Origin of the sequence: Metabacillus litoralis, assembly GCF_007994985.1 — a bacterium.
Classification (GTDB): Bacteria; Bacillota; Bacilli; order Bacillales; family Bacillaceae; genus Metabacillus; species Metabacillus litoralis.
This window is the reverse complement of record NZ_VOQF01000001.1, coordinates 497,498-519,228: the sequence shown is the minus strand read 5'-3', so window position 1 is coordinate 519,228 and position 21,731 is coordinate 497,498. Positions and strand designations below refer to the sequence as shown.

Annotated in this window: 13 protein-coding genes; 11 read left to right on the top strand and 2 right to left on the bottom strand. The window is 32.9% G+C overall.

The features are described from left to right. Positions 1-7: 7 nt before the first annotated feature. The 6 genes from gltB to FS935_RS02635 all read left to right on the top strand — a co-directional run bounded on the left by gltB (position 8) and on the right by FS935_RS02635 (position 9,660). A complete protein-coding gene (gltB, locus tag FS935_RS02655; RefSeq protein WP_146945967.1) occupies positions 8-4,576 on the top strand; it encodes a glutamate synthase large subunit in 4,569 nt (1,522 codons plus the stop codon). Between the two features lie 15 nt (positions 4,577-4,591). After that, the gene (gene gltD, locus FS935_RS02650) at positions 4,592-6,076 is read left to right on the top strand and encodes a glutamate synthase small subunit (protein WP_146945966.1); all 1,485 of its coding nucleotides are present in this window, start codon (positions 4,592-4,594) and stop codon (positions 6,074-6,076) included. Between the two features lie 219 nt (positions 6,077-6,295). Then, positions 6,296-6,811 (top strand): sensor histidine kinase family protein, encoded by a 516-nt coding sequence (locus tag FS935_RS23835; RefSeq protein WP_240050796.1) that lies wholly within the window; start codon positions 6,296-6,298, stop codon positions 6,809-6,811. A gap of 44 nt (positions 6,812-6,855) precedes the next feature. After that, a complete protein-coding gene (locus tag FS935_RS23830; protein WP_240050795.1) occupies positions 6,856-7,473 on the top strand; it encodes an ATP-binding protein in 618 nt (205 codons plus the stop codon). A gap of 728 nt (positions 7,474-8,201) precedes the next feature. Beyond that, positions 8,202-8,615, top strand: coding sequence for a YuzC family spore coat inner layer protein (locus FS935_RS02640; protein WP_158638513.1), 414 nt, complete (start codon positions 8,202-8,204; stop codon positions 8,613-8,615). A gap of 325 nt (positions 8,616-8,940) precedes the next feature. Beyond that, positions 8,941-9,660: a response regulator transcription factor gene (locus tag FS935_RS02635; RefSeq protein ID WP_146945964.1), complete on the top strand. Its 720-nt coding sequence runs from the start codon at positions 8,941-8,943 to the stop codon at positions 9,658-9,660. On the opposite strand, the gene FS935_RS02630 is transcribed toward FS935_RS02635, so the two are convergent. Beyond that, positions 9,641-9,787: an anti-repressor SinI family protein gene (locus tag FS935_RS02630; RefSeq protein WP_146945963.1), complete on the bottom strand. Its 147-nt coding sequence runs from the start codon at positions 9,785-9,787 to the stop codon at positions 9,641-9,643. The two genes, FS935_RS02635 and FS935_RS02630, sit on opposite strands and share 20 nt — an antisense overlap. 125 nt (positions 9,788-9,912) lie before the next feature. On the opposite strand from FS935_RS02630, the gene FS935_RS02625 reads away from it, so the two are divergent. The 5 genes from FS935_RS02625 (at position 9,913) to FS935_RS02605 (ending at position 19,775) form a co-directional block, all read left to right on the top strand. Continuing rightward, entirely contained in the window at positions 9,913-15,009 is a 5,097-nt protein-coding gene (locus FS935_RS02625; RefSeq protein WP_146945962.1) for an AAA family ATPase, read from the top strand. A 105-nt stretch (positions 15,010-15,114) separates the two neighbouring features. Continuing rightward, a complete protein-coding gene (locus FS935_RS02620) occupies positions 15,115-15,567 on the top strand; it encodes an SRPBCC family protein (RefSeq protein ID WP_146945961.1) in 453 nt (150 codons plus the stop codon). Between the two features lie 421 nt (positions 15,568-15,988). Beyond that, positions 15,989-17,860 (top strand): electron transport protein, encoded by a 1,872-nt coding sequence (locus tag FS935_RS02615; protein WP_240050794.1) that lies wholly within the window; start codon positions 15,989-15,991, stop codon positions 17,858-17,860. An 18-nt stretch (positions 17,861-17,878) separates the two neighbouring features. Then, complete coding sequence (locus tag FS935_RS02610) at positions 17,879-19,015, top strand: alcohol dehydrogenase catalytic domain-containing protein (protein ID WP_146945960.1); 1,137 nt, start codon at positions 17,879-17,881, stop codon at positions 19,013-19,015. A 112-nt stretch (positions 19,016-19,127) separates the two neighbouring features. After that, a complete protein-coding gene (locus tag FS935_RS02605) occupies positions 19,128-19,775 on the top strand; it encodes a DsbA family oxidoreductase (RefSeq protein WP_146945959.1) in 648 nt (215 codons plus the stop codon). Between the two features lie 442 nt (positions 19,776-20,217). Here FS935_RS02605 and FS935_RS02600 read toward each other — a convergent pair whose 3' ends face one another. Further along, entirely contained in the window at positions 20,218-21,702 is a 1,485-nt protein-coding gene (locus FS935_RS02600) for an RQC-minor-2 family DNA-binding protein (RefSeq protein WP_158638512.1), read from the bottom strand. Positions 21,703-21,731: the final 29 nt, after the last annotated feature.

Here is a 21,731-nt window from a genome sequence, read left to right as displayed (position 1 = left end):
ATATTACATGACTTACAATCAAATACCTAAAGCACAAGGTCTCTACCGTCCTGAATTTGAACATGACGCATGCGGTATCGGTTTATACGCTCATCTTAAAGGCCATGCTACACATGATATTGTGAAAAAGGGACTAAATATGCTTTGTCAACTTGACCACAGGGGAGGACAAGGTAGTGATCCACTTACAGGTGATGGCGCTGGTTTAATGGTGCAAATCCCTGATGCTTTTTTCAAAAAAACTTGCCAGGAAATGACCCTTCCTGAAAGTGGACGATATGGTGTTGGTATGATGTTCTTTTCCAATGATGATAAAGAACGCCAACAAATTGAGGCACAACTAAACAAATTCATTGAAGCAGAAGGACAAATCTTATTAGGTTGGAGAGATGTTCCTGTAAATGCTGAAGAAGTTGGGCCAGTTGCAAGAATGAGCTGTCCTGTTGTTCGCCAAGTATTTATTGGTGCTAATGATAACATACAAGATAATATATCCTTTGAACGTAAATTATATGTAATTCGTAAACAAGCAGAAAATTGGGCTAGAGAACGCGAACTACGCTTCTACTTTACAAGTCTATCAAGCAGTACGATTGTATATAAAGGACTTTTAACTCCTGAACAAGTCGATGCTTTCTATTTAGATTTACAAGATGAAGATTTTGTTTCTGCTTTCTCTTTAGTACACTCAAGATTTAGTACAAACACATTCCCTAGCTGGGAAAGAGCTCATCCAAATCGCTACCTTATTCATAATGGTGAAATTAATACACTACGAGGTAACATGAATTGGATGAAAGCAAGAGAGCAACAATTTGTTTCAGAAGCTTTTGGAGAAGATATTCATAAAGTACTACCTATCTTAGACGCTGATGGTAGTGACTCTTCTATTTTAGATAATGCGTTTGAATTTTTCGTTTTAGCAGGTCGTAAGCCAGCACATGCTGCTATGATGATGATTCCAGAACCTTGGACTGAAAACCCACATATGAGCCCTGAGAAAAAAGCATTCTATGAATATCACAGCTGCTTAATGGAGCCATGGGATGGACCAACTGCTATTTCTTTCACAAATGGAAAACAAATCGGTGCAATCTTAGATCGTAATGGTCTTCGTCCAGCTCGTTACTATGTAACAAAGGACGACTATATCATTTTCTCTTCTGAAGTTGGAGTTATTGATGTCGAAGAAAGCAATGTATTATATAAGGACCGCTTGAGCCCAGGTAAAATGCTTCTTATTGATTTAGAAGAAGGTAGAATTATTTCTGATAAAGAAATTAAAGAAGAAATGGCAAATGAAGAGCCTTATCAACAATGGTTAGATGAACAACTTGTTAAGTTGGATAATCAATCAGCAGTATTAGCGGAAGAGGTTGTTTCAGATATTCCTGAGCGTCAAGCAGCTTTTGGATATACGTACGAAGATATTCAAAAATATCTTTTACCGATTATTACAGAAGGAAAAGATCCTCTTGGTTCTATGGGTAATGATTCACCACTTGCCGTTCTATCTGATCGACCACAATCATTGTTTAACTATTTTAAACAGTTATTTGCACAAGTAACCAATCCTCCTATCGATGCTATTAGAGAGCAGATTGTTACATCAACAATGACATTACTAGGTTCTGAAGCTAATATTCTTCACCCTGGTAAAGAAAACGCTAGAAGAATTCAATTAGATTCTCCTGTTCTTTCTAATGATCATTTAGCACAATTACGCTTAAATATTTACCCAGGCTTTAAGTGCAAAACAATTCATGCATTATTTACAGAAGATTTAGAGTCTTCTATTAATGAAATATGTGCAGAAGCTGATAAAGCAATAGAGAATGATGTAAATATTATTATCCTTTCTGATCGTTTAATGAATGCACAGAAAGCTGCTATACCAGCACTTTTAGCAGTAGGAGCACTACATCAACATCTTGTGCGTCAAGGAACTCGTTCTAAAGCAAGCATTGTTATTGAATCAGGTGAGGTTAGAGAGGTTCATCACTTTGCTGCGTTAATTGGCTATGGTGTGGATGCAATTAACCCATATCTTGCTTTTGCAACATATAAAGAAGCAATACTTGATGGAAGTTTAAAATATAACTATGAAGAAGTTGTTGCAAAATACATTAAAGGTGTTACTGAAGGTGTAGTAAAAGTAATGTCTAAAATGGGAATCTCAACAGTTCAAAGTTATCGTGGAGCTCAAATTTTTGAAGCTGTTGGAATTAGTCAACAGGTTATTGATAAATACTTTACTGGTACAGCGTCACAGCTTGATGGTATCGATTTAGCTACAATTGCTAAAGAAGCAAAATTACGTCATGAAGATGCATACTCTGAAAAGATTGATAAGACATTAGATTCTGGTAGTGATTTCCAATGGAGAAAAAATGGAGAGCATCATGCGTTTAACCCAACAACAATCCATACTCTTCAATGGGCTTGTCGCAAAAATGATTATGAGTTATTTAAGAAATACTCTTATTCAGCAAACGAAGAAAGAATTGGTTTCCTACGTAACTTATTCACACTTAAGAGTAATAGAGAAGCAATCTCAATTGATGAAGTTGAATCAGTTGATTCAATTGTAAAACGTTTTAAAACTGGTGCTATGTCATTTGGATCATTAAGTAAAGAAGCACATGAAACATTGGCAATTGCTATGAATCGTTTAGGTGGTAAGAGTAACAGCGGTGAGGGTGGAGAAGATCCAAATCGTTTTACTGCTGATTCAAATGGTGATCTACGTCGAAGTGCAGTTAAGCAAATTGCATCAGGTCGTTTTGGAGTGAAGAGTCATTATTTAGTGAACGCTGATGAACTTCAAATTAAAATGGCTCAAGGTGCAAAACCTGGAGAAGGTGGACAGTTACCTGGAAATAAAGTATATCCTTGGGTAGCAGATGTACGTGGCTCTACACCTGGTGTGGGATTGATTTCACCTCCACCTCATCATGATATTTATTCTATTGAAGATTTAGCACAGCTTATTCATGATTTGAAAAATTCAAATCGTGATGCACGCATAAGTGTTAAATTGGTAGCAAAAGCTGGTGTCGGTACAATTGCAGCTGGTGTTGCAAAAGGTGCTGCAGATGTAATTGTTATTAGTGGTTATGATGGTGGTACTGGTGCATCTCCTAAAACGAGTATCAAACATACAGGCTTACCATGGGAGCTTGGCTTAGCAGAAGCTCATCAAACACTAATGTTAAATGGTCTTCGTGATCGTGTTGTGTTAGAAACTGATGGAAAGCTAATGACTGGTCGTGACGTTGCTATGGCAGCTATTTTAGGTGCTGAGGAGTATGGTTTTGCAACAGCTCCACTTGTTGTTATGGGATGTATTATGATGCGTGTGTGTCATTTAGATACTTGTCCAGTAGGTGTTGCTACTCAAAATCCAGAGTTACGCGATAAGTTTGCAGGAGATCCAGATCATATCGTAAATTATATGAGATTTGTAGCACAAGAAGTACGTGAAATAATGGCTGAACTTGGCTTCAAAACGATGGAAGAAATGGTTGGAAGTACAGATGTACTCGAAGTGAGTGAACGAGCAAAGCAACATTGGAAAGCGAAGCACTTAGATTTAACAACCCTTTTATACCAACCTGAAGGAGCACGTACAGCTAAAATTAAGCAAAATCATAAAATTGATCAATCTCTTGATATGGTTGAAATATTACCTAAGGTTGCAGATGCAATCGAAACAGGTACTCCTATAGATGCGTCATTTAATATAAAAAATATAAATCGTGTTGCAGGTACGATTGTTGGTAGTGAAATTTCGAAACGTTATGGTGAAGAAGGTCTACCAGAAGATACAATCACACTAAGATTCACTGGTTCTGCTGGTCAAAGTTTTGGAGCATTTGTACCAAAAGGTATAACAATGCACTTAACTGGAGATTCAAATGATTATCTTGGAAAAGGTTTATCTGGTGGAAAGATTATTGTTAAGCCATCAGCTGACTCAACAATTGTTCCTTCTGATAATGTCATCATTGGTAATGTACCATTCTATGGTGCAACAAGTGGGGAAGCTTATATCAATGGCCATGCAGGTGAACGCTTTGGCGTTCGTAACAGTGGTGTGAATGTTGTTGTTGAAGGTGTAGGAGATCATGGTTGTGAATACATGACTGGTGGTCGTGTTGTAATCCTTGGAGAAGTTGGTAAAAACTTTGGTGCAGGGATGTCTGGAGGAATTGCTTATATCCTAGCTGACAATAAAGAAGAATTTAAAGCATTATGTAATGATGAAATGATTGAATTTGAGAGTTTAGTAGATGACCAGGAAATTAACTTTTTACAAGGTATGATTCAAAATCATTTAGCTTATACAGATAGCACTAAAGCAAGTTCGATACTTGCAAATTGGGAAGAATCAATTACTAGATTTGTAAAAGTAATTCCGAAAGATTACAAACGTATGATGAATCGTATTGCTGAGCAAATGGAAGCGGGCTTAACAAATGATGAAGCAATTATGAGTGCGTTTGAAGCAAATGCAAAATCTGAAAAAAAAGAACCAGCAGCGAAATCAGCTCGTTCAAAAGCAGTAGTACAGTAGAAAGGGGAGAGGAAGATGGGGAAAGCAACAGGATTTTTAGAGTTTAAGCGTGAAGAGGCAGCCGAACGCGACCCTCTCAAGCGTTTAAATGACTGGAAAGAGTATTCAGCTCCTTTCTCTGAGGAAAAGTTAAGCAGACAAGGAGCACGCTGCATGGATTGCGGCACTCCTTTCTGTCACATTGGAACTGAAATTAATGGTTTTACCTCTGGGTGTCCAATTCATAACTTAATTCCTGAGTGGAATGATTTAGTTTATCGTGGAAGATGGAGAGAAGCACTAGATCGTTTAATGAAAACGAATAATTTTCCTGAATTCACGGGTAGAGTATGCCCTGCACCATGTGAGGGTTCTTGTAACGTAGCAATTAATGACCCTGCTGTCACAATAAAAAATATTGAAAAAGCAATCATTGATAAAGGCTTTGAAAATGGTTGGATAACACCTAGAATTCCTGAAAAGCGTACAGGAAAGAAGGTTGCAATTGTTGGTTCTGGTCCTGCTGGTTTAGCAGCTGCGGATCAATTGAATCAAGTAGGTCATTCTGTAACTGTATACGAACGTGCAGACCGACCAGGTGGCTTGTTAACATATGGTATTCCAAATATGAAGCTTGATAAAGGTATTGTAGAGCGTCGTATAAACTTAATGACACAAGAAGGTATTACTTTTGTTACGAACACTGAAGTAGGTAAGGATATTACATCTGAACAACTTCGTGATCAGTATGACTCAATTATTCTTTGTGTAGGTGCTCAAAAGCAACGTGATCTAGTTATTGAAGGACGCGAGGCAAAGGGTGTTCATTTTGCAATGGACTATCTTACTGATGTGACAAAGAGCTATTTAAATACAAATTTTGAAGATGGTAATTTCATCAATGCTAAAGGTAAGGATGTTATTGTTATTGGTGGAGGAGACACTGGTGCAGACTGTGTGGCAACAGCACTTCGTCAAGAATGTAATAGTGTCGTTCAGTTTGGTAAACATCCTAAATTACCAATGTCTCGTAAAAAAGAAAATATGTGGCCAGAATCTCCACATGTTTTTACAATGGAATATGCATATGAGGAAGCTGAAGCAAAATTTGGTGATGATCCTCGTCAATATTGCATTCAAACAACAAAACTAGTTTCTGATGAAAATGGAAACTTAAAAGAGCTTCATACGATCAATATGGAGAAATTAAAAGATGAAAATGGTTTATACTATTTCAAAGAAATTCCTGGATCTGAAAAAGTATGGCCTGCACAACTAGTTTTCATTGCAATTGGTTTTGAAGGTGCAGATCAACCTGTATTAAAACAGTTTAATGTTGATACAACAGCTCGTAATGTTGTAGCTGCAAAATATGGTGACTTCCGTACAAACATTGAAGGCGTATATGCTGCTGGTGATGCACGACGTGGTCAAAGCTTAATTGTTTGGGCTATTAACGAAGGTCGTGAAGTTGCACGTGAAGTAGATCGTGCTTTAATGGGAAGTACAGTTTTAGTATAATTGTATAAAATAATGTAAATACAAAAAAGACCTATAGTGAACTATGGGTCTTTTTTGTATTTAATTATAATAAATACTAGTAAAGATATAATAGAAGTAGCATAAATGACTATATAACTTAAATGAAAAATACTATAATAATGAAGATCATTAAAAGTTTACTTGGAATAAGTGAGACATAATTAATCACGTTAATGTTTTGCAATAAAGGAGAGCAGCATGACAAATAAATTTAGACTTCTTTTTATCTATATAGTATTCAGTTCAATATGGATAGTGGTTACTGATAATATAATTGTTTATTTAAATTTACCAAAAGAAATCCTAATAGTATTTCAAAATATTAAAGGGTTTATTTTTGTACTAATTACTAGTTGTTTTATTTATTATTTGGTATTAAAAAAAGAAGCATATGAAAGTGAAAAAGAAGAAAATAATAAATTAACTATCTTAATTAATTCGATGGTGGATTTTGTGAATTTTAAAGATGGAGATGGAAAATGGATCGAAGCAAATGATTTTGCATTAAAGCTCTTTCAATTAGAAGGAATAGATTTTCATGGAAAAACAGACTCTGAGCTAGCTCAATTTACAGATTTTTATGGAGATGCATTAAGGTATTGTGAAATATCTGATGAACAAGCATGGAATCATGGAAAACCAAGTCGATGTATTGAAGAAATTCCTATGCCAGACGGTACAGTAAAGACTTTTGATACGATTAAGAATTACTAAGAAAAACAGAGAAATTATCAGTAGTTGGAGAGCTTGCTGCAAGTGTGGCACATGAGATAAGAAATCCGTTAACATCAATAAAAGGTTTTATTCAAATGATCCAATCTGCTGAGATGAAAAATGAAAATGAATTATATTACAAAATAATGTTAGATGAGCTTGAACGAATTAATATCATAGCAAGTGAACTACTAGTATTGGCTAAGCCTCAACAAATCCAATTTCAAGAAAAAGATATAAATATGATTCTTACAGATGTTAAGTCTTTATTAGAATCAGAAGCAAATTTACATGGTGTTACTTTAAAAGTGGAAACAGATGTTCATTTACCTAAAATTGAGTGTGAACCTAATCAGTTAAAACAGCTTTTTATCAACTTAATTAAAAACTCAATTGAAGCTTCTGCTAAAAATATCACTATTTCTGTTTCCATATTTGATGTCCAATCAATTTGTTTAATTTTTACAGATGATGGCTGTGGCATTGAGGAAGAGCGAGTAAAACATTTGGGTGAACCTTTTTATTCAATGAAGGAGAAAGGAACTGGTCTGGGGTTAACAGTTAGCTATAGAATCGCTGAATTTCATAACGGAGAAATAAAGTTTTCCAGTAAAATCAATCACGGAACAATTGTTAAGGTTATACTTCCGATAAAAAGATAAAAGTTGATTTTCCTCACTCACGCACTTACCAACAATTTCGAACTGGGGAAAATCGAAATCAAAGCTTTTGTACCTTATATAAAGAATCAGGCTCTCCTATAGAATTGACTAATGAAGTTAGTATTCAATTCAAGGATTGTGTGGTTCTTTTTTATTTTATTTAAATTATCATTCATTTTAGAAAAACACGCACATTTTCTGAAGAATCTGATAAAATATAAGAAAGTTGCGTTTAGGAAAAATTCTTGAACTTACTTAAAGATTTTATGTCTATGCAAATGAGAAGGAGGGATTGAATTGGAGAGGTCAAGTGAATTAAAGAAATTTGACAAGAGGGTTGTTAAAAAGCGCCTCATCAGGTTCTTTCAAACTGTTATCCCGATATTCATCGCATTCTCAATATTGGTCTTAATTCAGCAATACACATGAAAAAGGTTTTTGATTAAGAAATTGACCAGGTAAAATAAATTTATTTATTGTGAAATATTTAATTTATTATGCAAAAAATTATACGAAAACCACATTATTTAAGGCTCTTATCTGAAAGATTTTTACTATAACCAAAATACGCAGTAGAAACAGTGTAAAAGATGCCACTAGACTTAATACAATGCTCGGGTATATATAAGCAAAAAAGTTTTCGGAAAACAGCCTTATTAAAACAGTCACTAAAATTTCTTTTTACAGTATATTAATGTGTGTGAAAAAATAATAAGGAGCTGCTATATGTGATTAACTATTACTGTCAGCCTATGTATCAGCCTGTATACTATGGAAACCTAAGTTTCATCAACCATTCCCCAGCATATGTTGCTACAAATCATTATAAGTCTAATCCAAGTCGACAATATCCTGATGTAGACTCTACACTTTTAGAACAATCTGCTAAATCAATGAGGAATATAATGAAGGAAGCAAGTATTGTATTAAACAAATTGGCTGATTCCAAATCTTTTGCAAATAAAGTGATGTATGCAGCCCAACATTCAGATATGACAGAGGTAGAACGCCTTATTCAATCAACAGGCATTACATCTAAGGTGAAAACAACCTTTAATCCAGATGGAATTATGTTGAAGTTGTCGTCAAGTATTGAAAATGTAGAGTGCTGTCATTTAACAATATCACTAAGGTGGTTGTAAACAATCAATCGAAAAATAATAACTTAACAAGTATGAGCAGAAGTGAAATTTATACCTTCAGATGAATGACAAAGATCTAATAAATGAGATGAATGACACTTTTAAGTTATATAGCTACTGCTCACTTGTTTGGCTAAATTCAATATATTTCCTTAATTTGCATATTATAGATTGAAGTCTGTTAAAATCGGGATATAATAGAATATGTTAATTATATTTTAAGAAGTAATCTATTTTTATTGTAACTTTATTGAAGTTTTAAAAGCCAGAGGGTTTACTAGTATTGTTGTATATTGCTTATTTTAAGACGGAGGATTATTAACTTATGGCAGGAGAAACAATATTTATTATAGATGATGATTTAGATTTGAAATCTATTTTACGAATGTATCTTATAAAAGAAGGATATAGGGTAATAACTTCAACTGTTGGGATTGACGCTGTTAAATTAGTAGATTTACATAAACCTAGATTAATTATCTTAGATATCTTACTTCCTGATATTGATGGATATGAAGTTTGTCGACTACTTCGTCAAAAAACGAATGCACCAATCTTATTTGTAAGCTCTAAAGAAGAAGATTTTGATAAGATATTAGCACATAAAATTGGGGGAGACGATTATATAACAAAGCCATTTAGCCCTGCAGTATTAGTTGCAAAGGTACAAGCACATTTACGAAGAAGCACTGCAGGATTTCAGCATGAATATGTGCAAACTTCAAAAGTGGAAAAATCAATTCTCATCTTTCAAGATCTATACATTGATAAAATAAGCTGTACAGTTAAGGTGAAAAATAGACATATCACACTGTCAGCGAAGGAATTTCAACTGCTTTGCTTACTAGCTGAGAATCCAAATCGTGTTTTTAATGTAGAGCAAATCTTTGATATGATTTGGGGAGAAGATAGCTTGGGTGATTATAGAACCGTTATGGTCCACATCAGTAATCTTAGAAAAAAGATTGAACCAAATCCATCTGAACCTATTTATATCTTGACGCTTAGGGGTATGGGCTATAAATTTAAAGCTTCTGATCAATAGAAGGATATGATATCAAAAAGAAGATAATCTCCTCTTTAGTGATTCCCATTTCTAAAGCTTCTTGTATAAGAGCTGTCCATTCACAATCAAGTTCCGCAAACTTATATGGTGGAAGTACAGGATTCATTTAACCCCTCCTAAAAATTAGATATGTGATTAGAATACTTGAAGTTCTATAAATCTATCTTAAAGATTGCTAAAGATTAGTTAAAGTTTTTAGGTTATATAGTAGGTAAAGGTGGTTACATTTAGATGGTAACAATACAGAATGTTAAATCATTAGAAATTGTAGCAAATCTTCAATTATCAACTTTTTATTACGGATATTCGACTATTTACAATCAAAAAGTGCTTATAAAATTTATTAATTCACATTCACATTCCTATTTAGAGCAAGCTAACAAAGAGAATGAAATTTTAAGAGAGATAAAAATAACAGACGTACTGCAACCATTGAGTGTTGAGGAAGGAGGGATAATAACATTCTATAGATATACACCTGCACGACCTTTACGGAATATTATTGAAAAAAGTCAATCAATTGATGAATTTCTGGAATTCTCAATTAAATTAACCTCTACAGTTGGGAAATTACATAAACAGAATTATATCCATTGTAACCTTTCACCCTCAACCATTTTTTTTGACCCAATATCTAAGCATATAAAACTTACCGGCTTTCAGTATAGTAGAAACTTAGGGACAAAAGAAATCCCTCCTTACATTAATGATGTTAATTTAGAGCTTCCATATATCTCCCCTGAACAAACAGGAAGAATGAATAGACCTCTTGACTATCGATCAGATCTATATTCATTAGGAGTCATATTTTATGAATTACTTACGAAACGGACACCATTTTATGCAAATACCTCAATTGAATGGTATCAAAGTCATTTAACAAAACAACCTCTGCATCTTAGTGAAATTAATCAACAGATCCCTAATTCTTTGGCAGAAATCATTTTAAAGCTTCTTAATAAGTCACCAGATGAACGATACCAAAGTGTTAACTCCTTAAAGGAAGATTTATTAAGCTTTAAACAATTACGGGAAAAAGGTATGTCAGATTTGTTTTTTATTAGCAACAGCAATACCACTTCCCCCATGTTTTTAAATCAATTAATTGGAAGACAAGAGGAGCTAGAGCAAATAAGGTCAATAAATAATATTGTGGAAAAGGGAAAATCTCAAATTTTATTAATTGCAGGGGAATCAGGTACTGGTAAAACTGCATTGGTAGAAGAATTTAAACATGAGCTTAAAGGTAAGCCAAGTTATTTTATTGATGGTAAATTTGATTTACTTGTTAAAAATTATCCGTACAGTGGTATTTTAGATGCAATAAAAATTTTACTGAAAAAGATATTAATCGAAAATAATGTGAAGAAGAGATGGTCTAAACTAATTCAGGAGGAGCTATCCTCTTATCTTCCTATGTTAATCAATGTGTTACCTGAATTAATGTGGATAATAGACATCAACTATGATCCTGTTCCTGGGCATGTAGCTTCTTCTGATACTCAATCACATTTCTATTATATGTTTCAAAAACTCATACGAATATTTGCAAAAAAAGAGCATCCATTAATTCTATTTTTAGATGATATACAATGGGCTGATTCAGCTTCTCTGGAGTTAATTGAATATTTGTTATCAAATAAAGAGACTGAATACTTTTATGTTATATGTGCATTTAGACAAAACGAAGTGAAATTAGGACATCAGATTTATCATCTTCAAAATAATCTAAGTGAAATAAGGTCTATTAATAAACTGATATTAAAATCCTTAACAGAAAAAGATGTTGTAAAATGGTTGAGAACGATAAACTTTAGTAGTGAAGAAGATCTATCATATATATCAAGCTATACATTGAGAATTACACAAGGTAACCCTTTTTATATTAGACAATTATTTCATGTTTTTATAACTGGAAAAGTAATTGATTATGATGACAGTAATAAGATGTGGACAATTGATAAAAACAGATTGATTTCTACAAATATGCCAGAAGATATTATCACTTATATAGAAAATCGAATTAATATATTGCCGAAGAAAACGCAAAACATACTGAAAATCGCTGCTTGTATTGGAAACATCTTTGATTTGCAAACATTATCAATGGATAGAGATTATGGTTTAACAAAAGCAATTCTTCATAGAGCTATTGAATCAGGATTAGTTATACAACAAGTTTCTAGCAATAATCAAAATCAACATGACCATGGGAAAGAAAAATATAAATTTGTTCATGATCAGATACAAGATACAATCTATTCTTCTATCAATGAAGAAGAGAAAAAAGCTATTCATCTTAAAATCGGTAGATATTTGTTGGCACATAACAAGAATGATAACTCAAAGTTATTATCTATTTTGTACCACCTTAATTATTCTAAAGAAAATATTTCCGATGAAGAAAAAAGTAACCTTGTTAAAATGAACATTCAGGCAGGGGAGTTTTCCAGAAAATCAGCAGCATTTCAGTCAGCTTTATCATATTTTCTTAATGCGTACGAACTGATGGGAGAACAATGGGAATTACATTATGAGTTGACCTTTGATCTATTTATTCAGCTAGGTGAGGCCTACTATTTAAATAGTCAATTTGAACAATCTGAGTATATATTTGATGTTATTTTAAATAATGCAAAAACTAAGGTCGAGAAACTAAAAATTTATCACCTTAAGATTACGTTATACACTCATGTACATCGCGTTAAAGAAGCTGTTACCACAGGAATAGCTGCATTAAGATTATTTGATGAAAAATTTCCGAGCAAGCCGAATAAACTCGATGTTTTAACAGAGTTAGTACTAGTGAAATTTGCACTACTAGGAAAAAAGCCAAGAGATATACTGACTTTACCTCTTATTACTTCAGAGGAGAAAATTTTAATTCTTAAAACACTTATAAACTTGAATGGACCAACTTATCATGTTGACCAAAATTTATCATCAATATTTATGTTAAGAGCTATGAGAATGACAATGAAGTATGGCTTAACCGAATTTAGTCCACTAGTTTTAAATAATTATGCCTTAATATTAAGTGCTGGATTTAGTAATTTTAATCAATCCTTTGAATTTGGGGAACAAGCACTTTTATATTCAAAAAAGAACAAAATAATAGATGTTCAAGGTAGAGTGCATTTTGTGTTTGGGAGTTTCGTCAATCATTGGAAGAAGCATATAAAGAATAATATTACGTATCTAGAAAAGTCTCAAAAATTTTGTTTACAGGCTGGAAATATTCATCTAGCTGGAGCTAATAGCTCTTTTATCGTCATTAGTCATTTGATAAATGGGACTCATTTGAATGAGCTAGAAAATATTACAAATAAACAAAAATCTTTTATTTCAGATATTAAATATAAAATATCTGAAGGCTACCTTGCAGAAGTTCTAGAATGGATTAATCACTTAACAGGAACAAAAAAACATAATTGGGAATTTAAAAAGATAATTGATGATGATTCAGCCAAGATAATGCATTATACAATTCGATTAAAGATGGCCTTTATTTTTGATAATGAAAGCTTTTCATCATTGGTTTTACAGGAGCTTTCATCCTTAGTTACTAAAAGATTAACATTGGTCATTGCCCCTGAATTTTACTTTTATGAAGCACTAGTTCTATTAAGAAGGTATAGAAATGAAGAGCATTTAAAGGTTAGAATTGGGCTTTTTATTAAAATCCTAAAAAGCTACAAAATGCTAGTGAAATACGCTAAACAATCGCCTGACAATTACAAAGGAAAACAATTATTAATTAAAGCAGAGATGTTAGTTATTACAGGTAAGAAAAAATCGGCAATGCAGGTTTATGATGAAGCAATTTTATCATGCGAAACTAGTTCGTTTGTTCACGTTACAGCTATTTGTTATGAATTAGCTGGAAGATTTTATATCGACCAATCTAAACAAAAGCAAGCTAGCTTTTATTTAACTGAAGCCTATCATTATTTCTTAAAATGGGGAGCGCTAAACAAAGCCAACGAAATGTTATCTGAATATAATCACTATATAAAAAGTTCTCCTTTAGCTCATCAAGTTGGAAATCAATCGTTGAAAACCCAGGAAATAAATGCTGTTTATCATGCTGCTCAAATTTTATCAGGTGAAGTTCAAATTAATTCGTTATTAGAAAAGCTTATGACAATAACAATAACTAATACTGGTGCAACAAAAGGAACAATTTTATTAAAAAAAGATGATGAATTAGCTGTTGAAGTTCAATCAAAACAGATAAATCAGCTAAAAGAACAACATTTTTCAAAAAGTATCGTTCAATTTGTTTTTAGAACGGGACAAATAGTACAGTTAGACAATGCTAGTCAACACTCTATTTTTCAAGAAGATCAATATATAAAAGAAACAAATGCAAAATCAGTTATTTGTTTGCCAATAACTTACAATCAGGAAATGAAAGGTATTCTTTATTTAGAAAATGAACAGGTTTCACATGTATTTACTGAGGAACAAGTGAAATTTCTTAAGCTTTTATCAACTCAGGCTGCCATTTCAATTGAAAATGCTAATTTATATCACGATTTAGAAGACAAAGTGAAAGAACGAACCATTGAACTTGAACATGCTAAAAATGAACTACTAGAAGCTAATGAGCAAGTCGCATTTGCAGAAGAAAGAAGGAGAGACTTGTTGTCAAATATCTCTCATGACCTAAAAGCTCCAATTGCAAGTGTACAGGGGTATATGGAAGCAATTTTAGATGGGTTTGCTAAAACGGAAGAAAAAAGAAATGAATATATACGAAATAGTATAACCAGAATTAAAAGTCTAAATATACTTATACATGATTTATTTGATTTAACACAACTAGAAAATGGTCAATTATCGTTTAGCTTTGATTATGTCAGAATAGACCTATTGTTAAAAAAGATCAAAAAATCGTATGAATATGAAGTGTCTAAAAAGGGATTGAAGCTGCAGCTACAAATAGAGGAAGTTACTGAAGGTGACTATCCACTTATTGAAGTAGATTATGAACGAATGAAGCAAGTGTTTACCAATTTAATAACAAATGCTGTCAAACATACAGAAGAGGGCGGAATTGAATTATGTTTAATTATTGAGAAGCAGCATGTTCTTATTTCATGTTCTGATACTGGTTCAGGGATTGAGCAAGACGATTTACCGTATATTTTTGACAGGAATTTCACAGTGTCAGATCACCGATCGCTAAAAGGTAATGGATTAGGCTTGTCAATAAGTAAAGAAATCATTAAGAAGCACAAAGGACATATTTGGGCTGAAAGTAAAATTGGAACAGGAACAACAATTTTTATAAAATTACCAATTGTTGATGTGAAAGAAATTTGAATTGGTTAAGTCATAAATCACCTTATTTTTTTGCATAACATTTAGTTTTCATGAATAAAGTCAAATTAATACTCATGAAAATGATGTGAAGAAAGGGATGATGATATGCCAAGTGAATTACATCAAATACGTGTTAAGCTACCTATTCATTCTATATGGAATTTTGTAAGTGTTATGGACCATTGGGCACCTCTTGTTCCAGGTTATATAGACCATGAAACGCTAAATTCAACAGATTCGATTTGGAAATTTAAAAGTGACTTTGGGTTAATTAAAAAGAAGGTGGAGCTTCGAGTTGAAATAACTAGTTGGGAAGAGCCTAATAAAGTGACATTTAATCTTTTAGGGATTAACGAAAAAATTTCTGGACATGGTTATTTTCTGGCTGAAGAAATAAATTCAGAGGAAACAATGATGAATGGATTTTTAGATTTATCATCAGAAGCTGCTATGTCTAAAATGATTAATGCTAAATTGAAGAAAAATATAAAAGAAATGACACAAGACTTAACAACAGCAATAGCAACTAGGATTCAAGAACTCGAGGAAGTAAAATAAAATGAAAGCTACATTTTGAGCATCCTTTTTTGAGGGTGTTTTTTTTTGTTGTTTAGGAGATGACAATTAACGCACTGTAGATTAGTGCTTTGACAGCCAATGCCAGTCTTTTCATTAGATTCACAATGAAAAAGAGAATACAATTTTCCCCATGAATAATAAGGAAAGCTCAAGAGCCAGTTATCCTAAAGCGAGATTTTTCCTAAGTCATAATAGAAATCCGAAGAAATAGACATCTTCTTTTCTATATATTTTTAATGCTTCTCGATGCTGTTCGAGGCACTTGTGCTTTGCTTCAAGATAGTTAGTTTTTTTGAATAAGACGTATTTATTACATTTTTAGCAGAATAATAAGCAAAGTAGCCTGACAATTGATCAAAAAATTCAATTGAAAATTCACAAGATTTAGGGGGACTTGACTTTGCGCAAGGGCATAATTACTTTGCTGATTATATTCGTTATGCTAACAGGAATTATTACTTTTTTAACAATTGTAGAACCAGAATATGCCTATGTTCCACCAAATGAGAAGGTTGTAAATAGTGAAGACAAGGATCTAAATAAGTTTCACCAAGTTTCATTTATTCAAAATGAAGATCAAGAAAAGTTAATAGAACAAGGAAAGGATTTCTTTTATAAAGAAACATTTGGAAACGAGGTTTTCTTTACAGACATTATGGGATTGTTTGACGGAGCCTTTTCTTTTCCTACTATAACAAAAGCAATTATTAAATTAAATGGAAAAGGTACAGATAATTTAATGGTCGAATCTGCACAGAAAGTTAAGATTGGAGATCGGACAATTGAAAAGGGTGAATTAATTGAGACTGGATTAGATGTTCCAAAGGGTGCTTATGTTCCTTTAGGTGTAAAGTTTAAATATGATGAAGGAAATCTTAAGGCAGGTATTAGCTGTGCATTATGTCATGCTAGTGTTAATCAAAATGGTGAGGTTGTTCAAGGAATTTCAAATAATGATCTTGATATTGGCTTAATGTTAGCGTTAGCGACAAATTCAGCCTCTTATTTTACACATACTGAAATGGAAAGTATTAAACAATTTATTAAAGATGAAAACCGTGTGATTGAAAATTCAGAAGGAAATATTGAGGCTCTTCCTAATATAGAACAACTTGAAGAATTTGTTGATCGTGAAGTGATGAAGTGGCCAAAGGGAAGTAACGATACAACAATTGATTTTAAGAATAATCCTGTTCAAACTATTGATGTATTTACGAAAGGTGATCAACCTTATGGGTGGAGTGGACAAGGTCAAATTGGACCATTTAAAGGGTTAAGTGCAGCAATTAACAATGCGCATTCACAAAATATGGACTCAGTATCACAAACAGCAATAAGTAATGAAGTATTAAATATTGATAAGGAATTATATCTGGCAATTCTTCTTCAAAATGCAGCAAATGAAAAATACCGATATGATCCTAAGACGGGTGTAAAACCTAGTGAATTCTTTTCAAAAGTTGATCCAACTCCTGGTGCTGACGGAGTTAACACACTAATTCCATCCTCGACTTATCCCAGAGCATCTTACATGACAAGTGTTGGATTATTTTCAAGCTCAGATGGACTTAGGACATGGGAGCAACAAAATGCGATGTCGGCATTCATGAATACATTAGAGCCACCAAAAACAGGGCTAAAAGCAACATCTAAAACAAGTAGAGCAGAGGGGAGAATTGTTTTTGAAAATGCAGGGTGCATTTCCTGTCATGGTGGCACATATTTAACCAATAACAAGGTTATACCTTCTGAAGAAATTGGAACAGATAATTCTAGAGCGATGGGCTTTAAGAAATTAGAGAATTTTTTTGCATCTCCTTCCATATACGACCCTGAAACACCAGTACCATTGCCAGAAAACCCTATTGTTAAAGAAGTTCAAATGACAAAAGAACAAGAACTGCAACTAAGGCTTGGCTGGGCCTTTGGTGGGTCAGAAGGTGGATATAAAACAATAAGTTTATATGGTTTATATTGGAGTGCACCATATCTTCATGATGGTGGTGTGGCTGTTGGACCAAATATTGAAAAAGATATCGGAGTCCCAGGAACTATTTTCAAAGGAATAAAGCCGTCAGCAAGAAATAGTCTACTTGCAATGATTGATTCTAATTTACGAAAAAAAGTTATCATTGAAAATAATAAAAATGAAAAATTAAGAACAGCACATGTCAGTGGTAAGGGACATGAATATTGGGTTGATACTTCTACAGGTTTTTCTAAAGAAGAACAGCAAGCTTTAATAGATTATTTACTAAAGGTCACTGATTAAGCTAAAAGGGGTAAGGGAATGAAGGCTGTCACATACCAAGGGTTTATGGATATCAAAGTAAAGGATGTTTTAGAACCTACAATAAAGAATTCGGATGATATTATTGTAAAAATAACTCATTCTTCAATATGTGGGTCAGATCTTCACTTTTACCATGGAATGATCCCAAGCTTACAAAAAGGATCGATTATTGGACATGAAGCAATAGGAATTGTCGAAGAAATTGGAGAAGGTGTTTCAAAAGTAAGTAAAGGTGATAAAGTAGTAATTCCTTACAATATAGCTTGTGGTGTTTGTGATAATTGTAAAAATCATTTAGAAAGTCAGTGTATGGTTGCAAATGTAGAAGGAGAAATAGGTGCTTGCTATGGGTGTTCAAGATTATATGGTGACTATAGTGGTAGTCAAGCAGAATATGTAAGAGTGCCCTTTGCTAATTTTACCCCTTATGTTGTACCAGCAAATAATTCAACAACTGATGAAGAATTACTGCTATTAACTGACGCTATTCCCACAGCTTATTGGGGAATTACACAATCGGGAATGAAAAAAGGAGATACAGTTATCGTAATTGGCTGTGGACCTATTGGTTTACTAACACAAAAACTTGCATGGTTATACGGGGCAAAAAGAGTCATTGCGGTTGATCGTATTCCATTTCGAATTGAACATTCAATGAGATGGAATAAAACGGAAGGATATAACATAGATCAAGAAGAATTACTTTCTGATGTTATAAGAGATATAACAAATGGCGGAGCGGATATTGTAATTGATTGTGTTGGTATGAGTGGAAAAATGACAGCGATAGAAATGGTAGAAACAGCGCTACAACTTCAAGGGGGTGCTCTTGGGACAATAGAGTTCGCTAGTCAAGTTGTTAAAATAGGAGGAACTATACAACTAGTTGGTATTTATGGCTTGAGATATAATCAATTCCCATTAGGAGATTTTTTTGCCAGAAATATTACCATCAAAATGGGACTTGCACCTGCTGTTCATAATATGCCGTTATTATATAACTTATTGGAAAAACAGCAATTGAATACAAAGGATATTATCACACATTCATTTCCTCTTACAGAAGCTGAACATGCTTATCGGATTTTTAATCGTCGTAAAGAAAATTGCTTAAAGATTATTTTAAAGCCATAGTAGTTTAAACCTAATGTAAAACCAGAGCAAAACGTTAGGTATGATCAACTCGTACCTTATATAATATAATTTATAATCTATAACTATAAGGTAAGTCAAGGGGTTGATAGAAGTGACGATAAAAATAAAAGTATATAGTGATTATGTTTGTCCTTTTTGTTTAATAGCTAAAAAGCCTTTTGATGAGGCAATCAAAGGTAGAGATGTAGAAGTTGAGTGGATGCCATATGAGCTAAGACCTTATCCTAATGAAACGTTAAAACCAGAAGAAACTTATTTACAATCAATTTGGAAACAATCTGTTTATCCTATGGCCAAAGAAATGGGAATGTCGATGGTATTGCCTAAAATATCTCCACAACCATATACTCATTTAGCTTTTGAAGGATATCAATATGCGAAAGAAAATGGAAAAGCAAATGAATATAATGAGCGAATACTAAGTGCATTTTTCCAAGAAGAACAAAATATCGGTGAAATTGAAGTACTAACAAAATTAGCAATAGAATTAGGCTTAAATGGAGAAGAGTTTAATCAAGCATTGAAGGCAAGAAAGTATAAAGAAAAGCACCAACAAGAATTAAAGAAAGCTATTAATGAAGTGAATATTCAAGCTGTACCTACATTTATAATAGGAAATCAAATGATAGCAGGTGTAAGGTCCAAAGAGGCGTTCGAAGAAATTATTAATCAAGAGCTAAAGCCTACTAGCTTACAATTTTTTGGAGAAGGTATGTCGTGTGGAATTGACGGTTGTTAAAAATTACTTTTTGAAATCAACTATTATTTCTCGGGAAAGCGCAAAAATTGACAAAAAAATCAAAAAGAGGGGATAGGACTAATATAATCTCTACAAAATAAAAAAAAGGTTGAGACATAACTAGTTAAACTTATGGTAAAACCCAGTTATTAGGTGATATTACAATCATTTATTTCGCCTAATAATTCGGTTTTTATTTGCCGTTTTCAATAGATTTTATGATATTGGATAATATTTTTAAGAAATAGTGAAATGGAGAGGAAGACACTAGGGCACCTACGGGAATAGAGGAAAGTAAGATCCATAGGCGTAGTAGCCGAGGAGGCTTAGCTCCCTCCCCGGCGAATGGAGTGTCTGCAGCGCAATGAAACGAACTTGTTTCTTTCAACTTAACTGATTTAGATTTATTTGTCTTTTTGCATGATGATCTTAAGTTCAAATATTAACTATCATCAAGATTATTTATTAAAGAAGCTCCTTTATCAGAGACAATAAAACCTGTACTATGTTTTGTAATCCACAATTCTTTCTCTAGTGTTTTTAATAATTTATGGATATCTTTTTCTTCCCACTTTTCTAGAAAACCAAATAAGAATTGTTGATCTAGTTTTTGTTCACGAAGAGAATATGAAGTTCTCCCTTTCAGGATTTGTGCAATTACATGGAAAGAAAGATCCTCCAACGAAATAATTCCCTTTAAAATTCTTGCGACTGTAAAATAGCTAAGATGATTTTCCTTTATTTTAATAAGAGTTTCATCAGGTTTGATCGCAAAGTGACGAAGTACATTCACAAGTTCTTTTTGTAAAGATTCGATGCTTTCGTTAATCTCATCAAAGGAATAGTTGTTTAATGTTTTTAGTAAAGTAATAGTAGGTATATGAAATAGGCTTATCCAAAGTAAGCTAGAGTTTGAACGGCTGAAAGGAACACTAATTTGAGAAAGCTCTTTTATTAAATTCATAGCAAACTGATTTTCTATTGTTATATTAAATGGTAGAGAATCAATTTGATTGACTAACTTTACTATCTTTGATATATCTATATTCTTTTTTATATATACGAGAAATTCTAAATTATTTACTAGTTTAGTGTTTTTCTCAATAATTTCATTAAACTGATTTTCTATTGTTGCAATCCGCTTGATTGCTTGGTTCATATTGGGGTTTTCCTCTAATAAATACTTATCTTCTTTAAGACAATAATGATACTCTTTCTGACAAAATGAACAATCGCATATTAGTAACTTTTTTGAGGATAAAACAATTAATGATTTATCGTGTTCACACCATAAAGGAAGTTTACGATAAGGCCAAAGAACAATTTCGACACGCTGTCTCCAATATGAAACATCTTCTGGTGGAGAAAGAACAGACAGAAGAGGAGAGCGATTGGCTATTTCTACAGAATCAACAATTTCTTGCTTTTCAAGAAAAAGCTGAACAAAAGGATGCTGATTATAAGCTTTTTTTATTATTTGTATCCATTGGTTGTCTGGTTTCTTGCTAAGCTCTGCACAAAACAAAAATTCTGCTATTACCTTTTTTAAAAAAATTATTAATTCTTCATTTGATAGTTTGGAGATATCCTCTTCATAGAATGATTCCTTTTGATAGGGTATACCATGATTAGGAGAAAAAGATTTCCAAAGAAGGAAATTTGGTTTGATGATTCTTGTTTCTACTTTTTCATCTTTATTCATCATTACTGGTAAAAAGGCTTCATGTTTGATTTGTAAAAAGTACTGTAGATTTTTTCGTTCATCAATGGACAAAGTCATCCTCGAAAGAGCATCATTTAACCTGTTGAGTATGGATTTATCTGTTTTATGTCCAATCGACCTAATTTTTTTATTTTTTTTTCCAAGTGGAATTAATACGATTTTTGGATATTCTTGAAAATAATAATAATGATTTTTAAGACTCACATTCATTCCTACCTTTTTTATGATATTTT